The 20,039-nt window shown below is 42.2% G+C and carries 19 protein-coding genes, 1 rRNA gene and 1 riboswitch; of the genes, 18 read left to right on the top strand and 2 right to left on the bottom strand.

Annotation, left to right across the window (positions count from 1 at the left end; all coding sequences use genetic code 11):
• The first annotated feature begins 3 nt into the window (after positions 1-3).
• Positions 4-120 (top strand): 5S ribosomal RNA (gene rrf, locus M5A78_RS22405).
• A 53-nt stretch (positions 121-173) separates the two neighbouring features.
• Here rrf and M5A78_RS22400 read toward each other — a convergent pair.
• Positions 174-1,436, bottom strand: coding sequence for a TolB family protein (locus M5A78_RS22400; RefSeq protein ID WP_248737507.1), 1,263 nt, complete (start codon positions 1,434-1,436; stop codon positions 174-176).
• Between the two features lie 136 nt (positions 1,437-1,572).
• On the opposite strand from M5A78_RS22400, the gene M5A78_RS22395 reads away from it, so the two are divergent.
• The 13 genes from M5A78_RS22395 (at position 1,573) to purD (ending at position 14,842) form a co-directional block, all read left to right on the top strand.
• Positions 1,573-1,770, top strand: a complete 198-nt coding sequence (locus M5A78_RS22395) for an NETI motif-containing protein (protein ID WP_248737506.1) — start codon at positions 1,573-1,575, stop codon at positions 1,768-1,770.
• Between the two features lie 90 nt (positions 1,771-1,860).
• Positions 1,861-1,962: riboswitch (purine riboswitch) on the top strand.
• Positions 1,963-2,096: 134 nt separating this feature from the next.
• A complete protein-coding gene (purE, locus tag M5A78_RS22390; protein WP_248737505.1) occupies positions 2,097-2,585 on the top strand; it encodes a 5-(carboxyamino)imidazole ribonucleotide mutase in 489 nt (162 codons plus the stop codon).
• Positions 2,578-3,726 (top strand): 5-(carboxyamino)imidazole ribonucleotide synthase, encoded by a 1,149-nt coding sequence (purK, locus tag M5A78_RS22385; RefSeq protein ID WP_248737504.1) that lies wholly within the window; start codon positions 2,578-2,580, stop codon positions 3,724-3,726. The genes purE and purK overlap by 8 nt, the downstream gene beginning before the upstream one ends.
• Positions 3,727-3,729: 3 nt before the next feature.
• Positions 3,730-5,028 (top strand): adenylosuccinate lyase, encoded by a 1,299-nt coding sequence (purB, locus tag M5A78_RS22380; RefSeq protein ID WP_248737503.1) that lies wholly within the window; start codon positions 3,730-3,732, stop codon positions 5,026-5,028.
• 143 nt (positions 5,029-5,171) lie between these two features.
• Positions 5,172-5,885 (top strand): phosphoribosylaminoimidazolesuccinocarboxamide synthase, encoded by a 714-nt coding sequence (gene purC / locus M5A78_RS22375; RefSeq protein WP_248737502.1) that lies wholly within the window; start codon positions 5,172-5,174, stop codon positions 5,883-5,885.
• Positions 5,878-6,132: a phosphoribosylformylglycinamidine synthase subunit PurS gene (purS, locus tag M5A78_RS22370; protein WP_248737501.1), complete on the top strand. Its 255-nt coding sequence runs from the start codon at positions 5,878-5,880 to the stop codon at positions 6,130-6,132. The genes purC and purS overlap by 8 nt, the downstream gene beginning before the upstream one ends.
• On the top strand, positions 6,129-6,812 hold the full coding sequence (gene purQ, locus M5A78_RS22365) for a phosphoribosylformylglycinamidine synthase subunit PurQ (RefSeq protein WP_248737500.1): 684 nt from the start codon (positions 6,129-6,131) through the stop codon (positions 6,810-6,812). The genes purS and purQ overlap by 4 nt, the downstream gene beginning before the upstream one ends.
• Complete coding sequence (purL, locus tag M5A78_RS22360; protein ID WP_248737499.1) at positions 6,796-9,021, top strand: phosphoribosylformylglycinamidine synthase subunit PurL; 2,226 nt, start codon at positions 6,796-6,798, stop codon at positions 9,019-9,021. Before purQ ends, purL begins: the two co-directional genes overlap by 17 nt.
• Positions 8,997-10,403 (top strand): amidophosphoribosyltransferase, encoded by a 1,407-nt coding sequence (gene purF, locus M5A78_RS22355; protein ID WP_248737498.1) that lies wholly within the window; start codon positions 8,997-8,999, stop codon positions 10,401-10,403. Before purL ends, purF begins: the two co-directional genes overlap by 25 nt.
• A 5-nt stretch (positions 10,404-10,408) precedes the next feature.
• Entirely contained in the window at positions 10,409-11,443 is a 1,035-nt protein-coding gene (gene purM / locus M5A78_RS22350; protein ID WP_248737497.1) for a phosphoribosylformylglycinamidine cyclo-ligase, read from the top strand.
• Complete coding sequence (gene purN / locus M5A78_RS22345) at positions 11,440-12,042, top strand: phosphoribosylglycinamide formyltransferase (protein ID WP_248737496.1); 603 nt, start codon at positions 11,440-11,442, stop codon at positions 12,040-12,042. The genes purM and purN overlap by 4 nt, the downstream gene beginning before the upstream one ends.
• Positions 12,020-13,555, top strand: a complete 1,536-nt coding sequence (gene purH, locus M5A78_RS22340; RefSeq protein ID WP_248737495.1) for a bifunctional phosphoribosylaminoimidazolecarboxamide formyltransferase/IMP cyclohydrolase — start codon at positions 12,020-12,022, stop codon at positions 13,553-13,555. The genes purN and purH overlap by 23 nt, the downstream gene beginning before the upstream one ends.
• 15 nt (positions 13,556-13,570) lie before the next feature.
• Positions 13,571-14,842, top strand: a complete 1,272-nt coding sequence (gene purD / locus M5A78_RS22335; protein WP_248737494.1) for a phosphoribosylamine--glycine ligase — start codon at positions 13,571-13,573, stop codon at positions 14,840-14,842.
• Positions 14,843-15,221: 379 nt separating this feature from the next.
• Here purD and M5A78_RS22330 read toward each other — a convergent pair whose 3' ends face one another.
• The gene (locus M5A78_RS22330; protein WP_248737493.1) at positions 15,222-15,533 is read right to left on the bottom strand and encodes a YgaP family membrane protein; all 312 of its coding nucleotides are present in this window, start codon (positions 15,531-15,533) and stop codon (positions 15,222-15,224) included.
• 166 nt (positions 15,534-15,699) lie between these two features.
• Here M5A78_RS22330 and M5A78_RS22325 point away from each other — a divergent pair, with 166 nt between their 5' ends.
• The 4 genes from M5A78_RS22325 (at position 15,700) to M5A78_RS22310 (ending at position 19,983) form a co-directional block, all read left to right on the top strand.
• Positions 15,700-17,445 carry an adenine deaminase C-terminal domain-containing protein gene (locus M5A78_RS22325; protein WP_248737492.1) on the top strand — a complete coding sequence of 582 codons (1,746 nt, stop codon included), beginning with the start codon at positions 15,700-15,702 and terminating at the stop codon, positions 17,443-17,445.
• A 72-nt stretch (positions 17,446-17,517) separates the two neighbouring features.
• Positions 17,518-18,567: a DUF3048 domain-containing protein gene (locus M5A78_RS22320; protein WP_248737491.1), complete on the top strand. Its 1,050-nt coding sequence runs from the start codon at positions 17,518-17,520 to the stop codon at positions 18,565-18,567.
• 28 nt (positions 18,568-18,595) lie between these two features.
• On the top strand, positions 18,596-18,910 hold the full coding sequence (locus M5A78_RS22315) for a YerC/YecD family TrpR-related protein (protein ID WP_248737490.1): 315 nt from the start codon (positions 18,596-18,598) through the stop codon (positions 18,908-18,910).
• 389 nt (positions 18,911-19,299) lie between these two features.
• A complete protein-coding gene (locus M5A78_RS22310; protein ID WP_248737489.1) occupies positions 19,300-19,983 on the top strand; it encodes a heptaprenylglyceryl phosphate synthase in 684 nt (227 codons plus the stop codon).
• Positions 19,984-20,039: the final 56 nt, after the last annotated feature.

The raw sequence follows: 20,039 nt of genomic DNA, 5'->3' as shown, positions 1-20,039 counted from the left end.
TAGTCTGGCAGCAATGGCGAGAAGGTCACACCCGTTCCCATACCGAACACGGAAGTTAAGCTTCTCAGCGCCGATGGTAGTTGGGGCAGGCGCCCCTGTGAGAGTAGGACGTTGCCAGGCAAATAAAAGACAACCTGATGAGGGTTGTCTTTTTGTATTGTATAAAGGGACATTCAAAATTGCTCGCCTTTATATAAACTAAAAACTTCATCCCAATTCCATCTTGCATAATACGCGCTTGCTAAAGAAATATTCTTAATCCATTGTATTTCCTTCCTATTTTCTGTTCGGGAAGCGAATATATTGGCGGTCTGTGTATCCGTTCTAACCCAAAAGAGCTGACTTTGGAAAAATTGTGGTGCAAAGTCACCTTCATTTTTTGCGGGATAGCTTACTTGTTTAGCTTTTTGGGTAGAGATATTAATTTCATATAGGTTTGGTAATGGTCTTTCATCAAGGTGAGCCTTTTTATTTTCCTTAGAGCGGGAAACGTAGATTGTTCGATCATTTTTCCAAAAAAACCCTTGGTCGACATACCCTTTTGGTGTATAAAGTTCTTTGTTGAAGGAGGGGACATTGACCAGCTTTAATTGTTTATTTAGATTTGCTTCTCTGCCAAAACCACTTATATACCCTAGAAAACCTTTTGTGGTGGCCCATTCAAACCAATCCTCATAATTTAGCATTTCATCCAGCCTTTGAAAAGCTTGTCCATCATGAGATAACAAACAAAGAGTATTACTATCAGCAGATGCGGAAGCAGTTGGGTTTAATAAAAAACTAATCCACTTTTTATCGTGAGACCATTTAAATTGGCTAGTGCTTACATAGATTTCATTTTCTCCGACTTGAACTGTATAAAAATGTTTAAATACAGGCTTTTGCTGATCCGACCTGAGATATATTTTTGATAATATGATATCGGAATTTGGTTGTTTATTTTCCTTAGTGGATGTTAAAAAACCACTGCGATTGGGAAGCCAAGAAAAATTCTCAATATTGTTTGTAATTTGAGTAACGAGGAAATGTCTAGTAGGCTCTGTATTCAAGACAAATAAATCATTGTTAACAAGAAAACCCATTTTATTTTGTCGAGGAGCCCATTGAAAATTGTTATTTACATTTGTTTTCACTTTGAATTGTTTATCCATTTTCAAACTGTATAGCCAGAGGTCGTTAGTAACGAAACTATTCCCCTCCTGTTTGTTTACTTTTAGATAAGCAATCCAGTACCCATCATGAGACCACTTTGGATATCTAACATACTCTCCATGTGTAATTTTGCGCTCCCTGTTTCCCATTTTAATCCACAAGTCATCATTTCTAATAAAAGCAGCTTTGATGTTGTTAGTTTCTGGAGTATCTGCTAAGAAAGGGAAATGAAAAGGGACTATTGTAACGAATAGAATAATGGTAAGAAGTATTATTTTTTTCATTTTACGCTCCTTTTAGTTGAATTGTATGAAGTGAACATATATTATTTTGTTACATATGCATAAGAATCATTTAGGATTCGAAAATAAATATAATCTACTGCAGTTTTAAATCAGTGAAACGAGGGAAGTTATTTTCATGAGTAAAAAGAAAATGCAATTTGAAGTTGCGGATAATGAAAGTATAGAGGACTGCTTGACTAGAATGAAACAGCAAGGTTATGTTCCTGTCCGCCGAACGGAAAAGCCGATTTTTCAAGAAATAAAAAAAGGTAACGAAACTATTTATGAACCTGTTGGCCGTCAAATAGTCTTTGAAGCGATATTGATTGAGTAAAACACGAACATTATAACTATAATTTTTAATAATGTTCGATTTATTTGTTGACAGCCAGATGAATTGCTTGGTAAGATAAAGCTAACGGATTAAACAATTTACCTTTACCCTCGTATATCCATGGGAATATGGCCCATAAGTTTCTACCCAATAACCGTAAATTATTGGACTATGAGGGAAAGTCAATATGTTCGGCACATTAAGGGGACTTCCTTGGCCTCCCTTACTTTCTGTTGCCATGATTATGCCCGGACAAATGGCTTTCTCTTCATGAGATGCTATTTGTTACGGGCATTTTATTTGGTTTTTTTAAAGGGGGATATGAGATGGCAATTCTTGTTGGAGTAATCATGGGGAGTAAATCGGATTGGGAAACGATGAAACATGCTTGTGAGGTGCTAGATCAGTTCGAAATTGCTTATGAAAAAAAAGTTGTTTCGGCCCATCGTACACCGGATTTAATGTTTACTTATGCAAATGGAGCAAGAAAAAGAGGCTTGAAGGTTATTATTGCCGGAGCGGGCGGAGCGGCCCATCTTCCTGGGATGGTTGCAGCCAAAACAACCTTGCCAGTAATCGGCGTTCCGATTCAATCACAAGCTTTAAGTGGTCTAGACTCCTTACTATCAATTGTACAAATGCCGGGCGGTGTACCGGTGGCGACAGTTGCAATTGGAAAAGCTGGTGCAGTGAATGCAGGTTTGCTGTCTGCACAAATTTTAGCAACGGAAGACTTAGAGATCGCTAATAAATTAGAAGCTAGAAGAGAAGCTACCCAACTTGAAGTGCTAGAAAGTAGTGATCAACTTGCATAACAAAACGATCTTACCAGGAGCAACAATTGGGATTATCGGTGGAGGCCAGCTCGGCAGAATGATGGCTCTTGCTGCTAAGGCTCAAGGCTTTCGAATTGCTGTTTTAGAACCTGCTTCAGACTCCCCCTGTGGACAAGTAGCAGATATTGAAGTGATTGGTGCATACGATGACCGTAAAGCCATCAGCAAATTGGCTCAGATTAGTGATGTGGTAACATATGAATTTGAAAACATTGATGCCGATACGTTAAGCTGGCTATGTGCAAGGGCATACGTCCCACAAGGTCCGGAGCTACTAACCATCACACAGGATCGAATAAAAGAAAAAATCGCCATTCAAGAAGCGGGTGCAGAGGTTGCCCCATACGAAATCATCAGCAAAATAGAAGATTTATTTTTAAAAATAAAGACGGTTGGCTATCCAGCTGTCCTGAAAACGTCACGAGGCGGCTATGATGGGAAAGGCCAGTTGGTGATGAAAGACCAGCAAGACTTATTAAAGGGAGAAGCACTTCTTCAACATGGTGCTTGTGTGTTAGAAAAATGGATTCCCTTTGAAAAAGAACTATCTGTCATCGTAACGAGAAAACTTGATGGAGAAACAGCGATTTTCCCTGTAGCCGAAAATGTTCATGAAGAGAATATTTTACATCAAACGATTGTTCCGGCTCGAATTTCACAGAATATAAAGGAAAACGCCATCCAAATAGCAAAGCAGATTGCTGATTCATTTGGATTAGTCGGAACGCTTGCTGTTGAGATGTTTGTAACTTGTGATGGCACACTATATGTTAATGAATTAGCACCACGACCACATAACTCTGGGCATTTTTCAATCGAAGCCTGTGCAACGTCACAGTTTGAACAGCATATCCGTGCTATCTGTAATTGGCCTTTAGGCAGCACGGAGCTATTAAAACCGGCTGTTATGGTCAACCTATTAGGAGAGCATCTTGAAAACCTATATGAGGTCATTCCGACGATGAAAGACTGGAAGATTCATTTGTATGGAAAAAAAGACGCGAAGATAAAACGAAAAATGGGACATGTGACTATTCTAAGTGATAATGTGGAAGAGGCCCTTCATGAGATTGACGGGAGCAGCATTTGGAAGACAGTGAAGGAAAAGATCGGAGGATAAAACATGATTGATCGTTATACAAGACCTGAAATGGGAGCTATCTGGACGGAGGAGAACCGCTTTAATGCCTGGCTTGAAGTCGAAATTCTTGCCTGCGAGGCATGGGCTGAGTTGGGTGACATACCTAAAGAGGATGTGAAAAAGCTTCGCGAAAATGCCTCTTTCAATATTGACAGAATTAAAGAAATTGAAGCAGAAACGAGACATGATGTCGTGGCCTTTACCCGAGCGGTCTCGGAAACTTTAGGTGAAGAACGAAAATGGGTTCATTACGGCTTAACTTCAACGGATGTGGTCGATACGGCCCTGTCCTATGTGCTAAAGCAGGCCAATGCCATTTTACAAAAGGACATCGAAAACTTTATTGAGATTTTAAAAAATAAGGCGGCAGAGCATAAATACACCGTTATGATGGGTCGGACGCACGGTGTTCATGCCGAGCCGACAACTTTCGGGTTAAAGCTTGCCTTATGGTATGAGGAAATGAAGCGAAATCTTGAACGATTTAAACAGGCGGCACAAGGAGTGGAGTTTGGAAAAATATCTGGTGCTGTTGGTACCTATGCTAATATTGACCCGTTTGTGGAACAGTATGTTTGTGAAAAATTGGACCTTGGTCGGGCGCCAATCTCGACGCAAACGTTGCAGCGTGATCGACATGCTCACTATATGTCAACGATTGCTTTGATTGCGACTTCGATTGAAAAATTTGCGGTGGAAGTCCGCGGTCTGCAAAAAAGTGAAACGCGTGAGGTAGAAGAGTTTTTTGCAAAAGGACAAAAAGGCTCATCAGCGATGCCGCATAAACGGAATCCAATTGGATCGGAAAATATGACGGGGATTGCCCGTGTCCTTCGCGGTTACATGCTGACTGCTTATGAAAATGTTCCACTCTGGCATGAACGCGATATTTCACATTCCTCGGCTGAGCGAATCATTTTGCCTGATGCGACGATTGGTTTGAATTACATGCTAAACCGCTTCGGCAATATTGTGAAAAACTTGACTGTTTATCCGGAAAATATGAAACGCAACATGGAACGGACACTTGGCTTAATTTATTCGCAGCGGGTGCTGTTGGCTTTGATTGATAAGGGATTATCCCGAGAAGAAGCATATGACACGGTACAGCCAAAGGCTATGGAGGCATGGGAAAAACAAGTTCCGTTCCGAGGCTTGATTGAAGCAGAGGGAAAAATCACCTCATTGCTTTCACCGGTAGAAATTGCGGATTGTTTTGATTACAACTATCATCTCCAGCATGTTGATACGATTTTTGATCGATTAGGGTTGAATGGATAATGTCCTAAGCGACCGAAACCTTGGAAAAAGAGTGTTACTGACGACTGTAAAGACGAAAAAAGAAATGGGGCAACAACAGAAGGAGTTTTGCCCCTTCATCTAGCCCGAAGATTCCCAATATTGCGAAATAAGGAGTGTCCACAATGAAGGAACTACTTTATGAAGGAAAAGCAAAACGCATTTACAAGACGGATGATGAGCATGTTGTATTAGTGGAGTACAAGGATTCAGCAACTGCTTTTAACGGTCAAAAAAAGGAAATCATTTCTGGAAAAGGCCGTTTGAATAACGAGATTACTAGTTTGTTATTTTTAAAGCTAAAAGAACAAGGAATTGAATCACACTTTATCAAAAGAATTTCCGAAACGGAGCAGTTGGTGAAGAAAGTAACCATCATTCCGCTAGAAGTAGTCGTTCGTAACGTGGCTGCAGGCAGCTTTTCAAAAAGATTGGGAATCGAAGAAGGGGCACCGCTATCAGCGCCAATAGTTGAGTTTTATTTGAAAGATGATGCACTGGGTGACCCGCTGGTAACAGTGGATCATATCCTTGAACTAAAAGCGGCGACAGCCGAAGAGATTACGATTTTACGAGAAAAAGCGCTGGAAGTAGATGCGGTTTTATCGAGCTTTTTTTCAGAACTAGGCATAAACTTAATCGATTTTAAACTTGAGTTTGGGAAAGACCCACAGGGACAAATTTTATTAGCTGATGAAATTTCTCCTGATACATGCCGCTTATGGGATCAAAAAACAAATGAAAAGCTGGATAAAGATGTATTCCGCCGTGATTTAGGAAGTTTAACAGATGCATATAAGACGATTTTAACTAGACTTGGAGGTCATCAGCATGTTTAAAGTCAAAGTATACGTAACATTGAGAGAAAGTGTATTAGATCCGCAAGGCAAGGCTGTAACCCAATCATTAAATTCGTTAAATTATCAAGAAGTTACCGATGTCCGCATCGGTAAATATATGGAACTCATGATTGAAAAATCAGATCGCGACCTTGATGAAGTCGTAAACGAGATTTGTACGAAACTGTTAGCCAATCCAGTTATTGAGGATTACCGCTATGAGGTAGAGGAGTGTGTCGCCCAGTGAAATTTGCGGTTATTGTTTTTCCGGGCTCGAACTGTGATGTCGATATGTTTCATGCGATTCAAGATGAACTTGGCGAGGAAGTCGAATATGTCTGGCACGATACTGAAAGCTTAGCTGAATATGACGGGATTCTCCTGCCAGGCGGTTTTTCTTACGGCGACTATCTCAGGTCGGGAGCGATTGCCCGTTTTAGCAACGTAATGAAAGAAGTTGTAAAAGCGGCAGAAGCTGGCAAGCCAATTCTTGGGGTATGCAATGGATTCCAAATCCTTCTTGAAGCAGGCTTACTGCCAGGTGCAATGAGACGGAATGAAAGTCTATCATTTATTTGCAAACCAGTTGAACTAAAAGTAGAAACCAACAGAACGATATTTACTGCTGAATACGAACAAGGCCAAACCATTACGATTCCGGTCGCCCATGGCGAAGGAAATTACTATTGTGACGAGCAAACGCTCGCTCAATTAAAGGAAAATAACCAAATCGTATTTACTTATCAGCAAAATCCGAATGGCAGTCTAGAGGATATCGCTGGAATTATAAACGAAAAAGGGAATGTTCTTGGAATGATGCCGCACCCGGAAAGAGCGGTAGATGAATTGCTCGGCGGTGCCGACGGATTAAAATTGTTTCAATCAATTGTGAAGACTTGGAGGGAAGCAAATGTTGTTAACGCTTGAACCAAATCCTAATCAGATAAAAACAGAAAAGTTATATCAACAAATGGGTTTGTCCGATGAAGAATTTGCAATGATTGAAGATATTATTGGCCGGACACCGAACTATACCGAAACAGGCCTATTTTCAGTAATGTGGTCCGAACATTGCAGCTACAAAAACTCGAAGCCGGTGTTAAAAAAATTCCCGGTAACAGGTGAAAGAGTCCTTCAAGGTCCAGGTGAAGGTGCTGGGATTGTCGACATCGGCGACGGTCAGGCGGTTGTGTTTAAAATTGAAAGCCATAACCATCCATCCGCGATTGAACCATACCAAGGCGCGGCAACAGGCGTCGGCGGAATCATCCGTGATGTATTTTCGATGGGCGCACGTCCAATTGCCATGCTAAACTCGCTTCGCTTTGGCGAACTGGATTCAGCCAGAGTGCGCTATTTATTTAAAGAAGTAGTCGCAGGTATTGCCGGCTACGGCAACTGCATCGGGATTCCGACAGTCGGCGGTGAGGTGCAGTTTGACCCATCCTATGATGGAAATCCTCTCGTCAATGCTATGTGTGTCGGTCTGATAAATCATGAAGATATTAAAAAAGGTCAGGCCCATGGTCTGGGCAATACCGTGATGTATGTCGGTGCAAAGACCGGACGCGATGGGATTCACGGTGCGACGTTTGCTTCAGAGGAATTAACGGAGCAGTCTGATGAAAAACGTCCTGCGGTGCAGGTCGGCGATCCATTCATGGAGAAGCTGTTGTTAGAAGCATGCTTGGAGCTCATTCATTCGGATGCCCTTGTTGGGATTCAGGATATGGGTGCCGCTGGACTCGCCAGCTCTTCTTCAGAAATGGCCAGCAAAGCCGGGATGGGCATCGAGATGAATTTAGATCTTGTTCCGCAACGCGAAACCGGAATGACTGCTTATGAAATGATGCTGTCTGAATCACAGGAAAGGATGCTCATTGTCGTGAAAAAAGGCAGAGAACAAGAGATCAATGATCTTTTTTCAAAATATGATTTAGAAGCTGTTGCAATTGGAAAGGTAACGGACGATAAACAATTTCGCCTGATCCATAAAGGGGAAGTCGTTGCCGACCTGCCAGTTGATGCATTGGCTGAGGATGCACCGGTTTATCACAAACCATCCAAAGAACCGGCCTACTTTGCTGAATTCCAAGCGACGGAAAATGAAGTTCCGCAGGTCGATGACCTCAAAGATACATTATTAAAATTGTTAAGCCAGCCTACCATTGCCAGCAAGGAATGGATTTATGAGCAATATGATTACATGGTGCGCACCAACACAGTTGTATCACCAGGTTCAGATGCTGCTGTAACCCGTATTAGAGGGACACGTAAAGCACTAGCGATGACCACGGATTGTAATTCCCGCTATGTGTACTTGGATCCAGAAACCGGTGGAAAAATTGCTGTCGCAGAAGCTGCCCGAAACATTGTATGTTCTGGTGCAGAACCATTAGCAATTACCGATAACTTGAATTTTGGGAATCCTGAAAAGCCAGAGGTATTCTGGCAAATTGAAAAAGCAGCCGATGGAATCAGTGAAGCCTGCCGTGTCCTTGAAACACCTGTTATCGGCGGAAACGTATCCTTGTATAACGAAACAAGCGGTACAGCGATTTACCCGACACCTGTTATTGGAATGGTTGGTCTTGTAACCGACCTTGACCATATTACAACTCAACATTTTAAAACAAGTGGCGACCTTATTTATTTAGTAGGGGAAACGAAACCGGAATTTGGCGGCAGTGAGCTGCAAAAATTGTTGTACGGAAAAATTTTCGGAAAAGCACCGGAATTAAATATTGAAATGGAAAAAGAAAGACAAGGTCAGGTTCTAGCTGCGATTCGTGCTGGATTGATTCAATCTGCACACGACTTGTCAGAAGGCGGTTTAGCTGTTGCCCTTTCAGAATGTCTTTTTGCAGGTGAAGGGCTTGGGGCTGATGTGAATATAACAGGAGATTCAATTTCTGCATTATTCAGTGAAACACAATCACGTTTTCTTTTATCAGTGAAAAAAGAACATCAAGCAGAGTTTGAAAGTTTAGTAGACGCGAGTCTTATCGGTGAAGTGAATGAATCGGCTGCACTGCGAGTTCTGAATGGAACTGTTCCTGTTCTTGAGTCTTTAGTTGATGAATTAAAAGCTGCCTGGAAAGGGGCGATCCCATGCTTGCTGAAATCAAGGGATTAAACGAAGAATGCGGCATCTTTGGCGTCTGGGGACATCAGGATGCAGCGCAATTAACCTATTACGGACTTCATAGCCTCCAGCATCGCGGTCAAGAAGGAACTGGTATCGTTGTTTCCGATGGGAAAAAACTTAAAGGGGTTAAAGGTGAAGGGCTAGTGACAGAGATTTTTACGACAGAAGCGATGTCACAATTAACCGGCTCTGCCGCCATCGGCCATGTCCGATATGCGACAGCAGGGGGAGGCGGCTATGAGAACGTGCAGCCGTTATTGTTTCATTCGCAAAGCGGCAGTCTTGCCCTTGCCCATAATGGCAACCTCGTGAATGTCAATTCTTTAAAACATCAGCTTGAAACGCAGGGGAGCATTTTTCAAACCAGCTCTGATACAGAAGTATTAGCCCATTTAATCAGAAGAAGCGGTTTTCCATATATGAACGACAAGGTTAAAAATGCTCTTTCGATGTTAAAAGGGGCGTATGCCTATTTGATTATGACGGAAACAGAGCTAATGGTGGCGCTTGATCCGCATGGTCTAAGGCCGCTTTCGCTTGGGTGTATTGGCGATGCCTATGTGGTCGCATCGGAAACTTGTGCGTTTGATGTTGTCGGAGCCGAATATATCCGCGATATTATGCCAGGGGAACTGTTAATTATTAACCAAAATGGACTCACTTCCGAGCGATTTGCAATGAGTACGACAAAAGCGATCTGCATGATGGAGTATGTTTATTTTTCAAGACCAGATAGTAATATTCAAGGTATCAATGTCCATACTGCCCGTAAAAAATTAGGAAAAAGGCTGGCAATTGAGGCGCCGATTGATGCGGATGTTGTGACAGGGGTACCAGATTCCAGTATTTCAGCGGCGATCGGCTATGCAGAAGCGACGGGGATTCCGTATGAAATGGGGTTAATCAAAAACAAATATGTCGGCAGAACCTTCATCCAGCCTTCCCAGTCACTCAGGGAGCAGGGAGTAAAAATGAAGCTGTCACCGGTTCGCGGTGTTGTGGAAGGGAAACGGGTTATTATGGTCGACGACTCAATCGTCCGCGGTACGACAAGCAGAAGAATTGTTAACATGCTGAAAGATGCCGGAGCGACAGAGGTACACGTGGTGATTAGTTCGCCTCCGATTAAAAATCCATGTTTCTATGGAATTGATACGTCATCAAAAGAAGAATTGATTGCTTCTGATAGGTCGGTCGAGGAAATTCGTCAACTGATTGGAGCAGACTCTTTAACATTTTTAAGTGTGGATGGCATGGTAAAGGCACTTGACCCTGAAGGCATAAATGGTTTTTGCCTCGGCTGCTTTAACGGAAATTATCCAACAGAAATCTATCCTGATACACTTCAGTATTATTATCAAAAGGGGTGACGGTCATGGCAAATGCATATAAACAAGCGGGTGTAAATATCGAAGCAGGCTATGAAGCGGTAACAAGAATGAAAAAGCATGTCCAAAGAACAGCCAGGGCTGGAGTTATTGGGAGCCTCGGCGGCTTTGGCGGCATGTTTGATCTATCTCAGCTTCAGTTAAAAGAGCCGGTTCTGGTGTCAGGCACCGATGGCGTTGGCACAAAGCTGATGATTGCCTTTATGATGGACCGTCACGATACGATTGGCATCGATGCAGTGGCGATGTGTGTCAATGATATTGTCGTCCAAGGGGCCGAGCCACTTTACTTTTTAGATTATATTGCTTGCGGCAAAGCGATTCCTGAAAAAATCGAGGCGATAGTCAAAGGGATTGCCGACGGATGTGAGCAGGCAGGCTGTGCGTTAATCGGCGGAGAAACAGCGGAAATGCCGGGACTCTATCGGGAGGATGAATATGATCTTGCCGGTTTTGCGGTGGGGGCATGTGAAAAGCCGCAATTGATAACCGGTGAAACGATTAAGCCGGGAGATGTGCTGATTGGCTTAGCATCAAGCGGAATCCACAGCAACGGCTACTCGCTTGTCAGAAAGGTGTTTACCAACTGGTCATTAATTGAGTTTGTCGATATCCTCGGTTGTACATTAGGTGAAGAACTGCTTAAACCGACGAAAATCTATGTAAAACCAATTTTGTCCGCTTTGAAGAAATTCCCAATAAAAGGGATGGCCCATATTACCGGCGGCGGTTTTATTGAAAATATTCCACGGATGCTGCCTGCGGGACTCGGAGCGGAACTAAATGAAAAGCGCTGGCATATTCCGTCCGTGTTTAAACTGATTTCCGAGGTTGGACAAATCGATTATCAAGAGATGTATAATATTTTTAATATGGGAATTGGCATGGTGATTGCCGTTGACAAGGATGATGCGGCTGATATGCTGGAACATTTCCGTCAAGAAGGCGAAACTGCTTATGAAATGGGCGTTGTGACGGATCAAGAAGGTTTGAACATCAAAGGCTTTGGTGGGCGCCGATGAAAAATATAGCTGTGTTTGCGTCAGGAAGTGGAAGCAATTTTCAGGCCATCATCGATGCGGTTCAAATGGGAGAGCTGGCGGCGAACCTTTCATTGCTTGTTTGCGACAAAACCGGTGCTTACGCCATCGAAAGAGCCAACACTGCTAGAATTCCTTCTTTTGTTTTTCGTGCACAAGATTATCCTAGTAAGGCAGATTATGAAAAAGAAATATGTTTGCTGTTAAAGAACAGTCATGTTGACTTAATCGTCCTTGCCGGGTATATGCGGCTGATTGGCCCAACGCTGCTAAGAGAATACGAGGGCAGAATCGTGAACATTCATCCCTCGTTACTTCCCGCCTTTCCAGGCAAAGATGCCATCGGTCAGGTCTTGGCCGCAAAAGCGAACTGGAGCGGTGTGACCATCCATTTTGTTGATGAGGGAATGGACACTGGGCCGATTATAGTCCAAGAGCGGGTACGGATTGAGGAAAATGAGTCTCGAGAAAGCTTGCAAAAGAAGATACAAGCGAAAGAACACAAGTTATACCCTTCCATACTACAAATGCTGTTGACAAAAGGAGAGGTTGAACGAGATGAAAAAACTTGCCTTAATTAGTGTTTCGGATAAAAATGGGGTTAGCGAGTTTGCCAAGGAACTAGTCAGCCTCGGCTTTGAAATTATCTCTACCGGCGGGACGAAGAAAATATTACAGGACAACGGGATCCCTGTTCTTGGTGTTAGCGATGTCACCAGCTTTCCGGAAATTTTAGAGGGACGGGTAAAAACGTTAAATCCGTTTATTCATGGAGGCCTACTAGCTAAGCAAGATGATGAAGAGCATCAAAAGCAGCTCGAGGAACATGGAATTGAACCGATCCAGCTTGTTTGTGTCAATCTCTATCCATTCCAACAAACGATTGAAAAGCCGGAGGTAACAGCAGCTGAAGCGATTGAAAATATTGATATTGGCGGTCCGGCGATGCTGCGCGCGTCAGCCAAGAATCATCAATATGTAACTGTTGTTGTTGATCCTATAGACTATGAAAAGGTGCTTGGGGAATTAAAGTCCGGCGGTGAAACGGAGCTTGAAACTCGAATAAAGCTTGCTGCTAAGGTATTCCGCCATACAGCAGCATATGATGCCCTAATTGCCAATTACATGACAAGCCTTGCCCAAGAAGAAACTCCGGAAAAATTGACGGTTACCTATGAATTAAAGCAGTCGCTTAGGTACGGAGAAAACCCGCATCAACAGGCAGCTTTTTATAAAAAACCATTAGGTTCATCGTTCTCGATTGCCTATGCTGAGCAGCTCCACGGAAAAGAGCTTTCCTATAATAATATCAATGATGCCGACGCAGCACTGCAAATTGTAAAAGAGTTTTCGGAGCCGGCGGCAGTAGCCGTAAAGCATATGAATCCATGCGGTGTTGGCACTGGGAAAACAGGATTTGAGGCGTTTGAAAAAGCATTTGCCGCAGATCCCGTTTCGATTTTTGGCGGAATTGTTGCTTTTAACCGTGAAGTTGACGAGAAAACGGCGGGAAAGCTTCGTGAAATTTTTCTAGAAATCATTATAGCGCCTTCCTTCTCGAAAGAGGCGTTAGCTATTTTAACAGCGAAAAAGAATTTAAGGCTATTAACGATTCCGTTTGATCAAGCACAAAAAGCGGAGTTAAAGCTGACGACGATTGAAGGCGGTTTGCTTGTTCAGGAGCAGGATCGCTTCACGTTAGCTGATGGCAACATTACGATTCCCACGAAAAGACAGCCAACGGATGACGAATGGGAAGCGTTAAAGCTCGGTTGGAAGGTTGTAAAGCATGTGAAGTCAAATGCCATTGTTGTCACGCGTGAGGACATGACGATCGGGATTGGTGCAGGGCAGATGAACCGTGTTGGTGCTGCAGAAATTGCCTTGAAGCAGGCAGGTAAAAAAGCAGAAGGTTCGGCACTAGCTTCTGATGCATTTTTTCCAATGGAAGATACCGTTGAAGCCGCGGCTAAAGCGGGAATTACCGCGATTATTCAGCCGGGGGGCTCGATTCGTGACGAGGATTCCATTAAAAAAGCAGATGAATATGGAATAGCGATGGTGTTTACGGGCGTTAGACATTTTAAACATTAAATCGAGGTGAGATGGGTGAAGGTACTAATTATTGGTCGTGGCGGAAGAGAACATGCCATTTGCCAAAAGGTAAGCGAGAGCACGCTCGTTGAAAAAGTATTTGTCGCACCCGGTAATGATGGCATGACCGATGTTGCGGAGCTGGTCCCTCTCGAGGAGTCGAAACACGAACAGCTCATTCAATTTGCCAAAGACCAGGGAGTGGGCTTAACGATTATTGGATCGGAAGTTCCTCTCCTTGAAGGTCTTGCCGATAAATTCGAAGCGGCAGGTTTGAAGGTATTCGGTCCGCAAAAAATAGCAGCAGAGATTGAAGGAAGCAAGTCTTTTGCCAAAGAATTAATGGAAAAATATCAAATTCCAACTGCTGATTATGCTGTTTTTAGTTCGTATGAAGCAGCCCGTCAATATGTCGAAGAAAAAGGTGCCCCAATCGTTATCAAGGCAGATGGTTTAGCTGCCGGAAAAGGTGTTACGGTCGCATTCACAAAAGAGGAAGCATTGTTAGCCTTGGAGGACATGCTAGTAGGTGAAAAGTTTGGAGCTGCTTCTTCCCGTGTTGTCATTGAAGAGTTTTTAAGTGGTGAGGAATTTTCACTAATGGCATTTGTTAATGGAGAAGTGGTCGTGCCGCTGGAAATTGCACAGGATCATAAGCGGGCATTTGATGGTGACAAAGGTCCGAATACTGGCGGGATGGGGGCTTACTCACCGGTTCCTCAGATTGGTACGGATACGGTACAGACCGCCATCGACACCGTCCTTATTCCCGCTGCAGAAGCAATGGTGCAAGAAAACCGCAGCTTCTGCGGGATATTATATGCAGGGCTCATAAAAACAGCCGATGGCCCAAAAGTCATCGAATTTAATGCCCGCTTTGGCGATCCGGAAACACAGGTAGTTTTACCTAGGTTACGATCAGATTTGGTTCAAGTGATTTTAGAGCTGTTGGCTGGAAAACCATCAGAATTAATCTGGGATGATCAGATGATGGTCGGTGTTGTAGTAGCAGCAAAAGGGTATCCGGAGAAGTATGAAAAAGGTGCTTTGTTAACAGGATTAGCTGATTTTACTGATGAAGTAATTACTTTTCATGCAGGATCGGTTAAAAATGAAGCGGGTGAATTTGTTACGGCCGGGGGCAGAGTACTTCTTGTTGGTGCAAAGGCTGAAAACCTGGAGGAAGCACAAGAAAAGGTATATAGCGAGCTGGAAAAATTAGCTTGTAATGATGTATTTTATCGAAAAGACATTGGTTCGAGAGCAATACACTCTGTTAAAGGGTGAAGGGCACAACAAAAAAACTATCATGAGCCTCAACTCCCAACCCAACCATGGAAATAAATTTAGAGAACAAGCCGTAGTCACCTAATAAAGGCGGTGAGAGCAGAGCTAGACTTCACATCTTTCGTCTAGTGAAATGGGTATTTCACTTTAACTGGTTAAAGTGATTCATTTTTGCGGCGCTCCGCCCCTTTTCCACAGAAAAGTATCTAAGAAGTGCTCTTTAGTTCTATAACTAATTTTGTCCTCATGAGCCAATCATGAGGACAATTATTGTGCTTTTATCATTAGTCTTGTCCTCATATGCACTTCATGTGGACAGTATTTCAAATTTTCTCCCCTAGATTGTCTTCATGAAACCTAATTGGTGACTGGTTCACCATTATGAAGGATTGTAAGGTACAGACGAATCTTCATTTAGGTTCGTCAATCCTTCCATCCCATCCATGGAATCGGAATCGGAATCGGCTGAGTTTTCAGGCATCATTTCCTGACATTTATCATATAATGCCGTTACGGGACAGTAACGGACGATTCCTTCCGCCACTTTCATCGCCCCACACAAGGCAGCAATTAAATATGAATCCCGCCAAGGGTGTTTAACAAGCTTCGAGGTACTCCAGGCAAGAATGGTTAACCCAAATGTGATGCGGATTAAAGCGTTTAATAAGCCAATATTTGGTTTGATTGTCATTTTGCTCACTCCTTCACAATATGTTTACAATATTTATCAATTCTTTACAGCTTTAAATGATAAAATATGATAGTATAATAACTAAAGAAATTTTGTAAGGGCTTTCTTTGTTGTTAAATCAAGATTTTATTATATAGATAGTAATATTAAAGGGGAGGGATATCGTATGCTAGAACAACGTTACCGCTGGAAAAATAAGCACTTACGTATGCATGTATCCGTTTTGGATGGGAAAACGTCTCCCACCATATTATTGAAAAACGCTTTGTATTTAAATCAGACCTTTCGCAAGTGGATGAGGGGCAATATTTGGATTTATGAAGATCGGATTGTTTATGTCGGCGAAAATTTGCCTTCGCATATCGAAAGCTGTGAAGTTATTGACTGCACGAATGAAATTCTTGTTCCAGGATATATTGAACCGCATGCCCATCCGTTTCAATTATATAATCCCCAAACACTTGCAGCCTATGCATCCCAGTTTGGGACAACAACGTTAATTAACGACAATATGGCGTTGGTGTTAAATTTGAAAACAAGGGAAGCCTTTTCCTTATTAAAGGACCTTCGTTCGATTCCGACGACGATGTTTTGGTGGTGCCGGTTTGATTCACAAACAGAAATATTGAATGAAGTAGAAATTTTTTCACACAGTAATGTTAAATCATGGCTGGAGCATGATGCGGTCCTGCAGGGCGGAGAGCTAACAGGCTGGCCGAGACTGCTTAATGGCGACGATATGATGCTTCATTGGATTCAGGAAGCAAAGCGGATGCGCAAGCAAATTGAGGGACATTTTCCTGGGGCATCTGAAAAAACCTTAGCGAAAATGATGCTCCTTGGTGCCGATTGTGACCATGAAGCGATGACCGGTGAAGAGGTTTATAACCGTTTAATGCAAGGATATATAGTGTCATTACGCTATTCATCGATTCGCCCTGATTTACCAGAACTTTTGGATGATATAAAGCGATTAGGCATCGAGGCATATGATAGATTACTATTTAATACGGACGGGTCTTCAGCGACTTTTTATGAGCAGGGAATGAACGACCAGATGATTCGCATTGCCATTGAAAAAGGGGTTCCGATTATTGATGCCTATAATATGGCCACTGTTAATATAGCCAGGTACTACAATATCGACCATTTACATGGTCAAATTGCGACTGGCCGCGTAGCCAATATCAACTTCTTATCCAGTATTGAAAATCCTACACCTATTTCAGTACTAGCCAAAGGGGAATGGGTAAAACGGGATGGGGTAAAGGTGGACGATACTTATCCTCCATTGAACTGGCAAGAATATGGCTTGAAGCCGATGGAACTTGATTGGGAATTAACTATGGATGATTTACAATTCTCGATGCCTTTTGGAATCAAAATGGAAAACTCAGTCATCACGAAACCCTACTCCATTGCTATTGATGTTTCAGGGGATGAATTACCACATGATCATGATGAATGTTATTTTACATTAATTGATCGTAAAGGGAAATGGAGGATTAATACGCTGTTAAAAGGCTTTGCTTCAAGATTGTCAGCGTTAGCTAGCTCTTTTTCTAATACAGGCGATATTATTCTAATCGGAAAAAACAAACAAGATATCCTCCACGCTTTTAATAGAATGAAAGAACTGGGTGGCGGGATTGTTATGGTTGAGAATAACGAGATCATATGCGAGCTGCCGCTTCATTTAAGTGGAATAATGTCGGACCTGCCAGTTGAAGAGTTAATGGTTCAAGAAAAAGGCTTGTCTGAAGAGCTGCTAAAACGAGGCTATTCCTTCTCCGATCCTATTTATAGTCTGCTGTTCTTTTCTTCAACCCATTTGCCATATATCCGGATAACTCAACAGGGAATGTATGATGTAATGAATAAAACAGTACTCTTTCCATCAATAATGCGTTAAACTGTAAATAACTAATGAGTTAAAGTGTGAAAGTACTTTTATAGCTTGGAAGGAAATAGGGGTGTTCATTGGATGAAAAAATGGGCTGTCGCCTTTGCTGCTATCCTGTTACTACTATCAGGGTGTAGTGATAAGGAGACCGTAAAAGAACAAGGGAAGAAAGAAAAAACAGTCAACAAAGCCGAGAAAAAAGATGATGAGAAACAGGGAACCCCTAATTTTTACCCATTAACAGGTATTGGCTCTGAAACTAAAACAGATGGAAGAGCCGTTGCTGTCATGATTAATAATCATCCAAAAGCAAGGCCGCAATCGGGTTTGAACAAGGCAGATATTGTCTATGAAGTGCTTGCAGAGGGTGATATTACTCGTTTCCTTGCTGTGTTTCAAAGTGAAAAGCCGGAGAATATCGGACCTGTCCGCAGTGCGCGAAATTATTATATCGACTTGGCTAAAGGGCTGAATGCTCTTTATATCGCACACGGCTGGAGTGAGGAAGCAAAGAAAATGCTTACGGCGAATTATATCGACAATATAAATGGAATGGTCTATGACGGAACCCTTTTTAAACGGTCCAGCACTCGGAAAGCACCTCATAACTCCTATATCACATATGAAAATATTTTAAAGGGCGCTAAGCAAAAAAAATATTCAATGGAAAAAAGTCCGCCTTCCTTTAAGTTTTTATCAGAAGAGGAAGGTAAAAAAGTGACAGGTGAAGAGGCAAAATCAGTGAAGATTAGCTATTCAAAGGGTGGAATATCTGATTCCAGCTTTGAATATGATGCCGCTCTTGGCAAATATAAACGTTATTCAGGTGGAGAGCAAATGGTCGATTTAGGTACAAATGACCCCATCTTACTAAATAATATTTTTATTATTGAAGCCAACCATCAAGTAATCGATTCGGTTGGACGCCGCGATATTGATTTCAAGTCTGGCGGAAAAGCATATTTGCTGCAAATGGGCATGGTCAACGAAGTAGAATGGGCTAATAAGAATGGCCAGATTGTTCCTATTAAAGATGGTGTAGAAGTGCCATTGGTTCAAGGGAAAACGTGGGTCAATGTTGTACCGGCAAACCCTGGGCTACAAAAAAGTGTTTCGTTTAATCTGAAATAACATTTTATCAATTAAAGGAGTAAGGAATATGCAAATAAATAAATTGCGTGGAAAAGAACTTGATCAATTATTTCAAGCCGTTCTTACATTAAAAGATATGGAAGAATGCTATCGTTTCTTTGACGATTTGTGCACAATTAATGAAATACAATCGTTAGCACAGCGGCTAGACGTAGCGCGAATGTTGTCGGACGGAAATACGTACCATAAAATAGAAACAGAAACAGGGGCAAGTACGGCAACTATTTCACGTGTGAAACGTTGTTTAAATTTTGGAAATGACACGTATGAAATGGTTCTTCAACGGATTAAAGATGAAAACAGCAAAACTGTCGAGGAATAAGAAAAGCGGAAGCGTCTAGAGGCGCTTCCGTTTTTCTTACAAGATAAGAAAGTATAAAATTTTCGACTTTGAGAATTGTCCAGCTCCAGCGCCCAGCGGCTAGTGTACTTCGCCCTTTTCCCTACGATAAGTCAACATCGGATCGCTATCGCTCTCCGTGTTTCCTTTATCTCAGTCAAAGTGCTCCAGTCCATACGCAACGGGCGCTTCCGCTTTTCTTACAATAAAAGAATTTATAACATTGGACTTCGAGAAATGTCCAGCTCCAAGGCGCCTTCCGCTTTTCTTACTGGTTATCTTTTCTATAAATTGAATCATTGTTTTATTTTTTTATCGAATCGTCAAATGATATAATGGTGAAATGGATAGATAAATGGGAGGATTTTTAGATGTATGATTTTCGCGAGTGGCGGCATGTGTTTAAACTCGATCCAAATAAAGAAATATCCGATGAAAAGTTAGAGAAAATATGCGAATCAGGTACGGATGCGGTGATAGTTGGTGGAACTGACGGGGTGACACTCGAAAACGTTCTCGACTTAATGTCAAGAATTCGCAGGTATACCGTTCCATGTGTCCTCGAAGTATCAAGTGTTGAGACCGTTACACCTGGATTTGACCTCTACTTCATTCCGACCATCTTAAATAGCAATGATACAAAATGGGTTACAGGATTACACCATCAAGCCGTAAAAGAATTCGGCGAAATTATTGATTGGGAAGAATTTGCCATGGAAGGATACTGTATTTTGAACGAGGATTGCAAGGCGGCAAAATTGACGAACGCCAATGCAAACATTATGACTGATGAAGTTAAGGCCTATGCGATGATGGCAGAAAAGATGTTCAAGCTCCCAATCTTCTATTTAGAATATAGCGGTACGTACGGGGATCCTACATTAGTAGCTGACGTGAAAAAAGTCCTTGAAAGTACGACTCTTTTTTATGGCGGCGGCATTTCTACTGTTGAACAGGCAGCAGAAATGGCCAAGCATGCCGACGTTATTGTCGTCGGAAATGCCCTTTATGAAAACTTTGATCAAGCATTAGCAACAGTGAAAAGTGTTAGATAGAGTTTGCTATAAAATGAAATGAACGATAAAATAAAAATAAGAACAAATGTTTGTAA

It is taken from the genome of Neobacillus rhizosphaerae, assembly GCF_937468385.1.
Classification (GTDB): domain Bacteria; phylum Bacillota; class Bacilli; order Bacillales; family Cytobacillaceae; genus Neobacillus; species Neobacillus rhizosphaerae.
This window is presented reverse-complemented; position numbering and strand designations above follow the sequence as displayed.

Coding starts and splice junctions, on each gene's coding strand:
- M5A78_RS22400 (WP_248737507.1), bottom strand. CDS start 1,436: ATGAAAAAAATAATACTTCTTACCATTATTCTATTCGTTACAATAGTC.
- M5A78_RS22395 (WP_248737506.1), top strand. CDS start 1,573: ATGAGTAAAAAGAAAATGCAATTTGAAGTTGCGGATAATGAAAGTATA.
- purE (WP_248737505.1), top strand. CDS start 2,097: ATGGCAATTCTTGTTGGAGTAATCATGGGGAGTAAATCGGATTGGGAA.
- purB (WP_248737503.1), top strand. CDS start 3,730: ATGATTGATCGTTATACAAGACCTGAAATGGGAGCTATCTGGACGGAG.
- purC (WP_248737502.1), top strand. CDS start 5,172: ATGAAGGAACTACTTTATGAAGGAAAAGCAAAACGCATTTACAAGACG.
- purS (WP_248737501.1), top strand. CDS start 5,878: ATGTTTAAAGTCAAAGTATACGTAACATTGAGAGAAAGTGTATTAGAT.
- purL (WP_248737499.1), top strand. CDS start 6,796: ATGTTGTTAACGCTTGAACCAAATCCTAATCAGATAAAAACAGAAAAG.
- purF (WP_248737498.1), top strand. CDS start 8,997: ATGCTTGCTGAAATCAAGGGATTAAACGAAGAATGCGGCATCTTTGGC.
- purM (WP_248737497.1), top strand. CDS start 10,409: ATGGCAAATGCATATAAACAAGCGGGTGTAAATATCGAAGCAGGCTAT.
- purN (WP_248737496.1), top strand. CDS start 11,440: ATGAAAAATATAGCTGTGTTTGCGTCAGGAAGTGGAAGCAATTTTCAG.
- purH (WP_248737495.1), top strand. CDS start 12,020: ATGAAAAAACTTGCCTTAATTAGTGTTTCGGATAAAAATGGGGTTAGC.
- M5A78_RS22330 (WP_248737493.1), bottom strand. CDS start 15,533: ATGACAATCAAACCAAATATTGGCTTATTAAACGCTTTAATCCGCATC.
- M5A78_RS22325 (WP_248737492.1), top strand. CDS start 15,700: ATGCTAGAACAACGTTACCGCTGGAAAAATAAGCACTTACGTATGCAT.
- M5A78_RS22320 (WP_248737491.1), top strand. CDS start 17,518: ATGAAAAAATGGGCTGTCGCCTTTGCTGCTATCCTGTTACTACTATCA.
- M5A78_RS22315 (WP_248737490.1), top strand. CDS start 18,596: ATGCAAATAAATAAATTGCGTGGAAAAGAACTTGATCAATTATTTCAA.
- M5A78_RS22310 (WP_248737489.1), top strand. CDS start 19,300: ATGTATGATTTTCGCGAGTGGCGGCATGTGTTTAAACTCGATCCAAAT.